Source organism: Archangium sp. (assembly GCF_036277355.1).
In the GTDB taxonomy this organism is placed as follows: Bacteria; Myxococcota; Myxococcia; order Myxococcales; family Myxococcaceae; genus Archangium.
On record NZ_DASUNC010000193.1, the window covers coordinates 121,543 to 134,006 of the forward strand.

Genomic DNA, 12,464 nt, shown 5'->3' on the forward strand with positions numbered 1-12,464 from the left:
CGAGAGAGAACGACCATGATCTTCCACCGCTCCATCGTTCAGTCCGCCAGCCTGTCGCTGGCGGTCCTCCTCCTCGGGGGCTTCACCCAGGAGTCCAACGTGTCCTCCACCCTGCGCAGCGCCTCGGGCGCCACGCTGGCCCCGGGTGACGTGGCCCCGGGCAAGCTGTACGCGCGTGATGCCACCGAGGCGCTCGGCAAGGGCCTCGTGTCGGTGTCCAACCCGGCCTCGCCCAAGCAGCCGCTCGCGGCGCCGCTCGCGCCCGAGACGCGCCGCTCCAAGTCCACCATGCTGCACGTGGCGCCGGGCTCGGCCCCCACCGAGGTGCGGCTCCCCATCACCGCGCCCGAGGACGCGTGGGTGATGTTCATCCCCAAGAGCAACAACCCCAAGCTGGGCGAGGAGGCGCTGCATGACGTGGCGCTCTTCGATCCCCAGGGCGTGCGCGCGGACCAGCGGGCGTCGCGTGCGGCCCACGCGGCGCTGGGCATGGACGCCGAGCGCATGAAGGCCGAGGGCGTCTCCCGCCCCATCTCCATGCTGCGCATGGACGCCAAGAACACCCGCGGCCTCTACAAGGTGAAGGTGGGCGCCAAGGCGGCCGCGCTGGGCCTCGCCATCGAGGTGCGGGAGCCCTCGTCCTCCATCGAGCTGTCGCTCACGGCCTCGGCGATGCAGCTGTTCCCGGGCAGCGACGGCTACGTGACGGTGGGCGTGACGTCGGCCGAGCCGGTGAAGCACGTGCGCTACGAGGCCTCGCTCTACAACCCGCGCTTCGAGCGCGTCCGCACGGTGCCGGTGGTGAAGGTGGGCAACGAGTACCGCGCCATGGTGTCGCGCGCGATGGACGAGCGCGATGAGCCGGGCTCGTGGGTGCTGGAGGTGCGCGCGGTGGGCTCCGCCGGTGGGCAGGACTTCGACCGGCTGGCGCAGACGGCGTTCGGCTTCGCGGTGCCCACGGCGCGCATCGCGTCCGCGGGCAAGGCGCGGCTGGTGCGCGAGGCGGGCGGCAAGGTGACGGCGCTCGAGCTGGACGTGGTGCTCGAGAGCCAGGCGCTGGACCGGTACGAGGTGACGGGCACGCTCGTGGCCACGGACGCCCAGGGCGTGGAGCGCCCGGTGGCCGAGGCGCAGGTGACGGACCTGCTCGGCGCGGGCACGCACACGCTGACGCTGCGCTTCGAGGCGGGCCACGCGGGCCTGTCCAAGCTCGAGGGCAGCTACGCGCTGCGCGGGCTGCAGCTGTACTCGCTGGGCACCAACACCCTGTACCACCGCCTCGCGAAGGGCCTGGACATCCGCATGCCGGCGGTCCGCGCCTCCGAGCTCGCCGCCGCCGAGGTGACGCCCGCCATCGACGGCCTGCTGCGCGCCGGTGAGTTCGACGTCGGTCAGTAGTGTAGGGTAGGGGAACACCGTTCGAGGTGTTCCCCTATGGCCCACCGCGATTTCAGCCGGGGCGAGTTCCTCGCCCTCTCTGGCCTGCTGGCCGGCTCCACGCTCCTGAAGGGCACGGCGCACGCCGCCGCGCCCAAGCCTCCCCCCGCGCCGAAGAAGGAGGTTCCAGCGGCCAGCCCGGCTCCGGCCACGCCGCCCGGCCCCACGCGGGAGGACTTCGAGCGTCTGCGCCGCGGCTGCCGCGCGTCTCTCACGCTCGGCACTTCCGGCAACGAGGGCGCCGAGCTGATCCGCATCGGCGAGTGGGTGCAGCGCCAGGGCCTCATGGGGGACGTGTACGGCAATGGCGAGCTCGTCCAGTCGCTGGAGAAGCGCGTGGCGGGCCTGCTCGGCTTCGAGGACGCGTGCTTCATGCCCACGGGCACCATGGGCCAGCTCATCGCGCTGCGCATGTACGCGGACGCCGGGGGCAAGCGCACCTTCGGTGTGCACCCCTCGTCCCACCACGTGCTGCACGAGAACGACAGCTACGCCGTGTTGCACGGGCTGCGCGCGGTGAACCTCTTGCCCTGGACGCGGCCGGTGCTCGCCGCGGACGTGCGCGAGGCCCGCGAGCCCCTGGACGTCGTCAGCGTGGAGCTACCGGTGCGGTGGCTGGGCGGGCAGCTCCAGACGTGGGAGCAGTTGGAGGAGCTCAAGCGCACCTGCCGCGAGCAGGGCGTGAAGCTGCACATGGACGGCGCGCGCCTGTGGGAGAGCCAGCCCTTCTACGGGCGCTCCTACGCGGACATCTGCCGGGGCTTCGACTCCGTCTATGTGTCCTTCTACAAGATGGTGGGCGCGCTGGGCGGGGCCATGGTGGCGGGCTCCCGTGACTTCATCCGCACCGCGCGCCTGTGGCGGCACCGGCATGGCGGCAACATCTTCCAGCTGTGGCCCTACGCGGCCTCGGCGGCCATGCGCCTGGACGACACGCTGGCCCGCATCCCCGGCTACGTGCAGCGCGCGAAGTCCCTCACCGAGGCGCTCGCGGCGGACCCCCGGCTCACCGTGCTGCCCCGGCCCGTGCAGACGAACCTCTTCCGCGTCTTCGTGCGCGCCGACGCGGGGGCCCTGAACCGTCAGCGCGATCGCATCGCGCGCGAGACGGGCATCTGGGTGGCCAACGGCTTCAGCCCGACGCGGGTGCCCGGCGTCGTCGAGACGGAGCTGCAGGTGGGCGAGGGGCTCACGGGAATCGACGACGCGGAGGCCACGCGGGCCTTCCTCCGGTTGCTCGAACCGGCGTAGCCGCCAGGGGCGTGACTCCGGGCGCCCGCATGCACGGACGCTCGGGAGACCGGGGGGCTTTTGTGAACTTTCCTGATGCTTCCCGTGCGGCCTAGAAGTTGGAATCGCGTCCTGGTGATTGTTTGTGTATCCAGCGTCTCGCGGCCGAGTCGCCCCCCACCATGTCCGACACCCTCGACTTCCAGGCGCTCTTCAACCACTCCCCCAACCCCTACATGGTGCTGGAGCGTGAGCTCCGGTACGTCGCCGCCAACGAGGCCTATCTCCGGCTCACGGTGAGCCGGCTCGAGGAACTCGTGGGGCGCTCCATCTTCGAGGCGTTCCCCCTGATCCCGCGGACCCCGACAACGCCAACGCGCGGATGCTGCGCACGTCGTTCGAGCGGGTCCTCACCCGGCGGGCGCCGGACATCCTGGCGCTGCTCCCCTACCGGGTGCCCGTGAGACGCCGGAGGGCGTGGTCGTGGAGGAGCGCTTCTGGAGCGCCACCCACACCCCCATCCTCGACAAGCGGGGGAGGTGGCCTTCCTCCTCCAGCACATGGACGGTGAGGCCGCCCCCTCCCGGGGTGCCAGGTGACCCGGGAGTGTCCGGCGGATGACACTTCCGAGGGGGGCTCGTTATGCTCGCCCCGCATGAGCGCCCGTTCCAACCCGGCCTTGCCGCCCGACGAGGTGGCCGAGAGTCTCTTCCATGCCGAGCATGAGACCCTGTTGCGCGCCATCCTCGGCAACTCCACCGATGGCTTGTTCGTGGTGGACGCGCAGAACCGCATCCTCTACGCCAACGACATGGTTCGGAGGATCCTCGGCCCCGGGTTCATGAACCACACGCACTACGACCCGAGGAACTGGAGCGAGCGCAACGGCCTCTTCTACCCGGACACGCGCACGCCGTACCCCGCCGAGGAGCTTCCGCTCTACCGCAGTCTCCGGGGTGAGCAGCCGCCCGAGGTGGACCTCTTCGTCCGCAATGCCGCCCACCCGGAGGGCCGTCACTTCCGCGTGAGATCCAGGCCCGTGCGCGACAGCCACGGACAGCTCCTGGGGGCCATCACCAACCTGAAGGACACCCACGATCAACGCCAGGCCGAGGCCGTCCAGCGCCGCAGCAAGCTGCGCTTCCAGCTCATGCTGGAGACCGCCCAGGAGGGCGTCTGGATGATCGACGCCGACAGGCGCACCACCTACGTCAACCAGTACGCGGCCACGCTGCTCGGCTACACGCCGGAGGAGATCCTCGGCAGGCACCTCTTCGAGTTCATCTGCCAGGAGGAGCTCGCCCGCTCGACCCAGGAGCTCGCGACGCAGGAGAGCGAGGGCCAGGCCGTCCTCGTCCATGACTTCCGGCTGATGCGCAAGGATGGGACGCCCGTGTGGACCCTGATCGCCGCCTGCCCCGTCCAGGACGAGAGCGGCGGATACCTGGGCTCGCTGGCCATGATCACCGACATCTCCCAGCGGCGCGAGAACGAGGAGAAGGCGCGCCGGCTCAACGCGGAGCTGGAGCAGCGCATCAGCGAGCGCACGGCCCAGCTCGAGTTCTCCAACCGCGAGCTGGAGTCCTTCGCCTACTCGGTGGCGCATGATCTGCGCGTGCCGCTGCGCAGCATCTCCAACTTCACCCAGGCGCTGTCCGAGGACTACTCCGCCACGCTCGACAGCACCGGCCGGGACTACCTGCAGCGCATCCGCGCCTCGTCCCAGCGCATGGCCGAGCTCATCGACGGCATCCTCGCGATCTCCCGCGTCAACAGCGCGGAGCTGGTGGAGACGGACGTGGACCTGTCCGGCCTGGCGAACACCGTCGCCGAGCAACTCCAGCGCTGGGCGCCCGAGCGCACCATCCGCTTCCAGATTCAAGAGGGGCTGGTGGATCGCGGGGATGCCCAGTTGCTGCGCCTGGTGCTGGAGAACCTGATGGGCAACGCCTGGAAGTTCACCCGCGAGAAGCCGGTGGCGGAGATCGCGTTCGGCACGCTGCCGGGGACGGGGAACGGGCGCGTCTACTTCGTCCGGGACAACGGGGCGGGCTTCGACATGGAGTACCAGAAGAAGCTCTTCGGTGTCTTCCAGCGGCTGCACACGCAGCAGGAGTTCGAAGGGCACGGGGTGGGGCTGGCCACCGTGCAGCGCATCATCCGCCGCCACAAGGGGCGCGTGTGGGGCGAGGGCCGGGTGTTGCAGGGCGCCACCTTCTACTTCACCCTCCACGAGCTCGCTGGCCCTCCACCCGCCTCCCGCTGAATCCAGAGGAAACCCCATGTCGAATCTCGATCCGAACCTGCGCCGGGAGACTTTCGGTTGGTACAGCCACCGGCTGGGCATGGACATGCCCATCGTCCGCTACGGCCACTGGGGCCCGGCCCTGCTGCTCTTCCCCACCGCCGGAGGTGACTTCCTCGAGGCCGAGCGCATGGGACTCATCCAGAGCGTGGCGCACCACCTGTTCGCCGGCCGGGTCCAGATCTTCAGCATCAACAGCATCAACCCCTGGGCGTGGATGAACGAGGGCCTGCCGCTCCACCAGAAGGCGCACAACCAGGCGCGCTTCTCGGAGTACGTGGAGGAGGAGGTCGTCCCGCACATCCGCCGCTGTCTGGGGAACGACCACGCGCGCCTCGGCGTGGCGGGGGCCAGCTTCGGCGCCTTCCACGCCGCCAATGCCTTCTTCCGGCGCCCGGACCAGTTCGAGCTGCTGCTCGGGCTGGGCGGCTTCTACGATCTCCAGGGAGAGTTCCTCCACGGCTACTGGAGCGACGACGTCTACTTCAACAACCCCGTCTCCTACGTGCCGAACCTGCCCGAGGGCCAGCGCATGGACCTGCTCCGGCACCACAGCCGCATCCATCTGGTGACGAGCCGCGGCGCCTGGGAGAACCCGGGGTACTCCGAGCACCTCAGCCAGCTGCTGCACCAGCGGGGCATCCCCCACAACCTGGACATCTGGGGCCACGACATGCCCCACGACTGGCCCACGTGGTACCGGCAGCTGGACCACTACATGGCCGAGCGGCTCGGGTACTAGACGGCCTTCCGGGGAGTCATCCCCTCCCGTGCCTGGAAACTATCCGTTGCATCGGGGGAGTGAGAAAGGCATGCATCGGGGATGCCTCATTTCACGTCCCGATTCATCGACTCGATGCCTGGAGATCCGCTCCAGGACGCGCGGCCGCGCCAGGTCCAGGGCGCCCTCTGGTCGAAGGTGCAGCCGACGCCCGTGTCGGCGCCCCGCATGGTGGCGTACTCGAAAGAGGTCGTGCAGCTGCTCGGCCTCGAGGAGGAGACGCTGCGCTCCCCCGAGGTCGTGCGGGTGCTCGCGGGCAACGCGCTGTGGCCGGGCATGGTGCCGTACGCGGCCAACTACGGGGGACACCAGTTCGGCAACTGGGCGGGGCAGCTCGGAGACGGCCGCGCCATCGTGCTGGGGGAGCTGCTCGCTCCGGACGGCCAGCGGTACGAGCTGCAGCTGAAGGGCGCGGGCCGGACGCCCTATTCCCGCCGGGGGGACGGGCGCGCGGTGCTGCGCTCCTCCATCCGCGAGTTCCTCTGCAGCGAGGCCATGCACCACCTGGGTGTGCCCACCACCCGCGCGTTGTCGCTGGTGGCCACCGGGGACGAGGTCATCCGGGACATGTTCTACGACGGCCATCCCGAGGCCGAGCCCGGTGCCATCGTCTGCCGGGTCGCTCCGAGCTTCCTGCGCTTCGGCAACTTCGAGCTCTGCACCAGCCGCGATGATCTGGGGCTGCTCGAGCAACTGGCCCGCTACACCGTGAAGCACTTCTTCCCCGAGCTCGGCGAGCCCGGGAAGGACACCTACGCCGCCTTCTTCCGCGAGGTGGCGCGGCGCACCGCCCGGCTCATGGCCCACTGGCAGGCGGTGGGGTTCGTGCACGGGGTGATGAACACGGACAACATGTCCATCCTCGGCCTCACCATCGACTACGGGCCCTACGGGTGGCTGGAGGACTTCGATCCCGGCTGGACGCCCAACACCACCGACGCCATGGAGCACCGCTACCGCTATGGCAACCAGCCCAACATCGGCATGTGGAACGTCGAGCGGCTGGGGGTCGCGCTCCTTCCGCTGCTGGAGGACCAGGAGGCGCTGGTCGAGGAGGGGCTGATCGAATACCAGCGCACCTTCTCGGAGGAGCTGTCGCGGCGGTTCGCGGCGAAGCTCGGGCTGTCCGCGTTGGAGGGCCAGGGCGATGTCGGGCTGGTGAACGAGTGCTTCGCCTGGCTCGCCGCGCACGAGACGGACATGACGATCTTCTTCCGCGGGCTGTCGCAGGTGGTCACCCTGCCGGAGGCTCCGCGCGAGCTGCCCCGGCCGGTGCGCGAGGCCTTCTACGGGCCCGTCCCGGAGGCGCACGCGGCCCGGGTGCTCGAGTGGCTGAGCGCGTGGTGGCAGCGCACGAGGAGTGAAAAGGCACCGCCCGCGGAGCTGGCGCGGCGGATGGACGCGGTGAATCCCAAGTACGTGATGCGCAACTGGCTCGCCCAGGAGGCGATCGACGCCGCGCACGACGGGGACGACAGCAAGGTGCACGCGCTGCTCGAGGTGATGCGCCGGCCGTACGAGGATCAACCGGGCCGCGAGGCCTACGCGGCGAAGCGGCCCGAGTGGGCGCGCTCGAAGCCGGGCTGCTCGGCCCTCTCGTGCAGCTCTTGAGCACGTTCTGCTAGGTTTCCTCCCATGGGAGTGGACATGGATCGAGCCAGAGACTTCGCGCGGCAGGGCTACCTCGTACTTCCCGGTTTCGTCCCGCCGGCCGCCTGCGATGCCTTGAAGGCCCGGGCCGAGCAGCTGGTGGCCGGCTTCCAACCGGAGACGGTCTCCATCTTCACCACGAATGATCAGACGCGGACCTCGGACGAGTACTTCCTCGGCTCGGGGGACGACATCCGCTTCTTCTTCGAGGAGAACGCCTTCCGGCCGGATGGCTCGCTGCGCCAGGACAAGGCGCTGTCCATCAACAAGATCGGCCATGCGATGCATGATCTGGATCCGCTCTTCGAGCGGTTCTCCCGCACGCCGGAGCTGGCGGGGCTGGCCTCGGAGCTGGGCCTGACGCAGCCGGTGCTGCTCCAGTCCATGTACATCTTCAAGCAGCCCCACATTGGCGGTGAGGTCAACTGCCACCAGGACGCGACGTTCCTGTACACGGAGCCGTCCACCTGTCTGGGCTTCTGGTTCGCGCTGGAGGACGCCACGCTGGAGAACGGCTGTCTGTGGGCGCTGCCGGGCGGGCACACGCTGGGCTTGAAGAAGCGCTTCGTGCGCGCCGCGGGAGGCGGCACGGCGTTCCAGGTGTTGGATCCCACGCCGCTGCCCGAGGAGGGGATGGTGCCGTTGGAGGTGGAGAAGGGCACCCTGGTGGTGCTCCACGGGCTGCTGCCCCACAAGAGCGGCGCCAACACGTCGTCCAAGAGCCGCCACGCCTACTCGGTCCACCTCATCGATGGAACGGCCCGCTACCCGGAGGACAACTGGCTGCGCCGCGCTCCCTCGCGGCCGCCCCGCGGCTTCGGTCCCCTCGCGAACGGCTGAACAGGCTTCAACTCCCGCGCAACTGCCGCCCGTTGCTCCGGGTACGCCTTCCCGCGGGTGACCCTCTGAACTTTCCGTATCCGTGGAATCAGGGAGGTCCGTGGATAGGGTCCAACACGGGAGACACCTGTCAGCCCGGTGGTGTATGGGGGTACCTCCCCTCGCAGTCCCCCCCAGAGGAGCCCCCCATGCGTCATCTTGGAACAGCCCTTCTCGCCGCGAGCCTGTTGGCCGGTTGCGGTGGTACCGAGCCCGAGTCGTCCAACGCGTCCATCGCGCGGCAGCAGGCGCCGCTCACCACCACGGACGTGGACGTGTCCCCGGAGTGCCAGGGCATCCTCCAGTTCGCGAACACGGCGTCCTACGAGACGCTGGACGCGTACCTGCCGAGCGATGTCGTCTCCAACCTCGTCGCCCGGCGGTCGGTCTCGCCGTTCGTGTCCCTGGCGGACATCTCCTCGGTGCGGCTGGTCGGTCCGGCCCGTCTCGAGCAGCTCGCGGGCGGCGCCCGGGCCCAGGGCTTCATCGGCTCCAGCTGTGTCGGCATCCTGGACGGCCTCGCGGTCTCCACGGATGACGCCGCCGCGATCGTGTCCCTGGTGAACACCATCAGCGACTCCGAGCTGCACGACGTGCTGCCGGACGCGTGGAATGGCGCCGTGAACCTGCTCACCCTGCGCCCGTTCACGTCCGTCCAGGCCATCTCCAACGTCGCGGGCATCGGCGAGGTGAGCCTGCGCAACATCCGCAACTCGGCCACGCTGAGCCGGCCCCTCGAGGCGCTCATCGACGCGGCGAATGCGGTGGGCAACCAGGGGAACAGCGGTGCGTACATGGCCCGCCACTTCGACTGGTGGCAGGAGGTGACGGGCAACGGCTCCTACCGCTACGGTGGGCTGGAGTGCTTCGGGCTCGAGCCGAGCAGCGTCCCGTATGGCGCCACCGTCCGGCCCTACCTGGCCGACGCCGCCGAGGTGCGTGCCGAGTTCGTGAGCACGCTGTCCTACGCCAACCGGTACAACCAGCTCTCCAGCAGCGTCATCTCCGCCGGCCTGGCGAACCTGGATGAGCGGATCGCTGGCCGCTCGTTCAAGGGCTGCTACTTCAGCTACGCGGACGATCCCTGGAGCGGGCACAGCGCCGCCATCTTCGTGGACACCGTGAACGGCTTCAGCCTGATGACCGACACCTACTGGGTCGAGTGATCGCACCGCGCTCCGGGGTGAGGGGCGCTCCCTCCCCCGGAGTGGCGGCTCCCTACGGCCAAGCGAGGAAGGCCCCCTGCTTCACGGACCACAGCTCCCGGCCATGCTCACCGTCGTTGGCGACGAAGAAGAGCCGCGAGCCGGAGGCGGTGAGCTGGAGCGGGGCGGCGCTCGCCGGGCCCTCGTGGATGTCCGCGAGGCGGTGGGTGCCCTCGGGCGTGCCGTCCGACGTCCACAGCTCCACGCCGCTCACGCCGTCCGAGGCGGAGAAGGCGAAGGCGCCCTGGTGGCCCATGGGCACGAAGGGGGCGAGGCCCACGCCGCTGCTCTCGGAGCCGGGCAGCACGTCGCGCAGCAGGACGGTTCCCTCGGCCGTGCCGTCGCTCTTCCATGGCTCGGTGCCGTGCACGCCGTCATCCGCCGCGAAGAAGAGGCCGCCGCCAATGGCGTACAGGCGCGCGGGGAGCTTCTGGTACGCATACGTCACCGGGAAGGAGGAGGCCGCTCCCGGGGCGACGTCCGCGACGAGCACGGTGCCCTCGGCGGTGCCATCGCTCTTCCACAGCTCGCGGCCGTGCACGCCGTCCTCGGCGGTGAAGAAGAGCGTTCCTCCCAGGTCCACCAGATCATAGAGGCTGGAGCCGCTCCGGCCCGGGAAGATGTCCTTCACGAGCACGGTGCCCTCGGCGGTGCCATCGGTCTTCCAGAGCTCCTCACCGTGGATGCCGTCGTTGGCGGTGAAGAACAGGGCCGTCCCCACCGGGAGCATCTCGGAGAAGCCGTAGCTGTAGATGGCGCTGCCCGTGCCCGGGAGGACGTCCTTGACGAGCACGGTGCCCTCGGTGGTGCCATCGCTCTTCCACAGCTCGCCGCCGTGGACACCGTCGTTGGCGATGAAGAAGAAGCCGTTCCCGGCGCGCGTCAGCTTCATGGGGCCGGAGCCGCTCCGGCCCGGGACGAGCTCCTTGAACAGGACGGTGCCCTCCACGGTGCCATCGCTCTTCCACAGCTCGCTGCCCGAGGCGCTCTCGTAAGCGGAGAAGAAGAGGGTGGAGCCCAGGGCGACACGTGACGTCACATCCCCGCCGGTGAAGCCGCGGAGCTCGAGCGTGCCGGCCGGGGTGCCATCGCTCTTCCACAGCGAGGCCGCGAAGTGGTTCGTCTGGAAGAAGAACACCGAGTTCCCCGCGGGAGTGAACGCGGTGGTGCGCACCCAGGGATCGGTGCTGATGAGTGGCTGGAGGAAGGTGGTGCCCTCGGCGGTGCCATCGCTCTTCCACAGTCCGGAGCCCTGCTCGGAGGTGGCGGTGCAGAAGAGCGTGCCCTCCACGTCCGTGAGGGACTGGGGATGGGAGGCGTTGGCGCGGAAGAGGTCGCGCAGCAGGCGGGTGCCACCGGGCGTCCCGTCCGTCACCCAGGGCTCCTGCCCGTGCAGGCCGTCATCGGCCCAGAACAGCACCCGGTTCCCCATCCGCGTGAGGTTCGACGGCGTGCGCAGGCGCTCTCCCTGGGCCGTCTGGAAGGGCAGGGTTCCCTCCACCGTCCCATCGGTGAGCCACAGGCGCGTCTCGCCCGAGGGCTCGCGGGCGGTGAAGAGCAGCCGGCCATCCGGGAGGGCGGCGCTCGTCCGCTGCTCCGAGGCCTCCGGCAGGCCGAGGTTCGCGAGCAGGAAGGTGCCCTCGGACGTGCCATCGCTCCGGTAGAGGCGGCCGTCCGTCGTCGAGAGGAGCAGGGTGTTCCCCACGGCCAGGGCCGAGGCGCTCAGGGATTGGATGTCGGAAGGAAGGTCCACGACCTCATGGCTCCCCGTCCCGGTGCTGTCGCTCTTCCACAGCGCCAGGCTCGGGCCCCAGGTGAAGGTGTCCGGGAGGGCGTAGGAGTCCGGGTCGTAGGCCGCGCCCGGGAGGGAGAAATAGAGCGCCCCGCCGGCGGCGGTGTGCACGGTGAGCGAGCTCTCGTACGGATTGAAGCCCGAGAGCTCGCCCGTCCCCTCGGGAGTGCCATCGCTCGTCCACAAGCTGGTACGCCAGTTGTAGCCGCCGTTGAGGAAGACCCTCGCGCCGGAGGTGAAGAACAGGGGGTTGCTCCAGCCCGTGATGTGGCCGACCGACGCGAGCGGCACCGTGCCCTCGGCGGTGCCGTCACTCTTCCAGAGCACGTTGTCCATGAAGGCACGGGCGTCCACGAAGAACAGCGTTCCCTCCGCGCAGACGACGGCTCGCGGGGGCTGCTCATAGGCGGTCTGGGGGTAGATGTTCACCGAGGCGAGCAGGACGGGGCGCTCGGGAGTGCCCTCGAGCGTCCACAGGCCCTGCGGATCGCGGAAGAAGATCCGGCCATTGCAGGCGGTGAGCTCACCGGGGCGGTCGAGCGGCAGGCCCTCGGGCCGCGGGAGCTCGAGGGTCCCCTCCGGCGTGCCATCGCTCTTGAACAGCCGGTTGCCGAGGCGCTCGTCATTGACGGCGAAATAGACGGTGTCGCCCACCGCGGCGAGCCACTCATGGAGGAAGCCGATCGCCGTCCTGGAGGTGAACTGCCGGACCAGGCGCGTTCCCTCGGGAGTTCCGTCCGTCTTGAAGAGCGCGGAGCCGCCGTTTCCATCGCGGGCTCCGAAGTAGGCCGTTCCGCTCGCGGTGACGACGGGGGGCGTGAACGCCCACGAGGTGTCCGCCCCCGCGGGGAGGGACTCGTCACTTACCTGGAGGTCCTTCACCAACGCGGGCCTGAGCCCGGGCGGCGGGGACTGCTTGAACGCGCTGGAGAGGAGGGAGGCCTCCTGCTCGGGCGCGGGGCCGGTGCAGCCGAGGGCGAAGGAGAGCAGCAGGGGTGACAGGGGACGGAGGGGGTGTCTGGCTTTGAGGTGCATGAGCGCGGCCGTGTGCAATGGCCGTGCTCGGCTGCCTGTCCCACGAGCAGGCGCTGCTCGTCAGAGGGAGCGGCCGGGGTTTCCACGACGCGCCAGCGCCGCGCGGGAGCAGCGGACTGACGTTTTTCGTCCCGCTCCGTGCCCTTCTTC

9 protein-coding genes are annotated in these 12,464 nt (G+C 69.8%); 8 read left to right on the forward strand and 1 reads right to left on the reverse strand.

All coding sequences use genetic code 11. The annotated features are described in order from the left end of the window. Positions 1-15 precede the first annotated feature (15 nt). The 8 genes from VFZ09_RS47435 to VFZ09_RS47470 all read left to right on the forward strand — a co-directional run bounded on the left by VFZ09_RS47435 (position 16) and on the right by VFZ09_RS47470 (position 9,448). A complete protein-coding gene (locus VFZ09_RS47435) occupies positions 16-1,398 on the forward strand; it encodes a hypothetical protein (RefSeq protein ID WP_329734457.1) in 1,383 nt (460 codons plus the stop codon). A 36-nt stretch (positions 1,399-1,434) separates the two neighbouring features. Beyond that, entirely contained in the window at positions 1,435-2,688 is a 1,254-nt protein-coding gene (locus VFZ09_RS47440; RefSeq protein ID WP_329734458.1) for a threonine aldolase family protein, read from the forward strand. A 161-nt stretch (positions 2,689-2,849) separates the two neighbouring features. After that, on the forward strand, positions 2,850-3,131 hold the full coding sequence (locus tag VFZ09_RS47445; RefSeq protein WP_329734459.1) for a PAS domain-containing protein: 282 nt from the start codon (positions 2,850-2,852) through the stop codon (positions 3,129-3,131). Between the two features lie 191 nt (positions 3,132-3,322). Next, positions 3,323-4,933 carry a PAS domain S-box protein gene (locus VFZ09_RS47450; RefSeq protein WP_329734460.1) on the forward strand — a complete coding sequence of 537 codons (1,611 nt, stop codon included), beginning with the start codon at positions 3,323-3,325 and terminating at the stop codon, positions 4,931-4,933. Positions 4,934-4,949: 16 nt separating this feature from the next. Continuing rightward, a complete protein-coding gene (locus VFZ09_RS47455) occupies positions 4,950-5,714 on the forward strand; it encodes a hypothetical protein (protein WP_329734461.1) in 765 nt (254 codons plus the stop codon). Positions 5,715-5,795: 81 nt separating this feature from the next. Continuing rightward, on the forward strand, positions 5,796-7,364 hold the full coding sequence (locus VFZ09_RS47460) for a protein adenylyltransferase SelO (RefSeq protein WP_329734462.1): 1,569 nt from the start codon (positions 5,796-5,798) through the stop codon (positions 7,362-7,364). 36 nt (positions 7,365-7,400) lie between these two features. Beyond that, complete coding sequence (locus tag VFZ09_RS47465; RefSeq protein WP_329734463.1) at positions 7,401-8,243, forward strand: phytanoyl-CoA dioxygenase family protein; 843 nt, start codon at positions 7,401-7,403, stop codon at positions 8,241-8,243. Positions 8,244-8,431: 188 nt separating this feature from the next. Further along, positions 8,432-9,448, forward strand: coding sequence for a hypothetical protein (locus VFZ09_RS47470; protein ID WP_329734464.1), 1,017 nt, complete (start codon positions 8,432-8,434; stop codon positions 9,446-9,448). A 52-nt stretch (positions 9,449-9,500) separates the two neighbouring features. Here VFZ09_RS47470 and VFZ09_RS47475 read toward each other — a convergent pair whose 3' ends face one another. Then, positions 9,501-12,314, reverse strand: a complete 2,814-nt coding sequence (locus VFZ09_RS47475) for an ELWxxDGT repeat protein (protein ID WP_329734465.1) — start codon at positions 12,312-12,314, stop codon at positions 9,501-9,503. Positions 12,315-12,464: the final 150 nt, after the last annotated feature.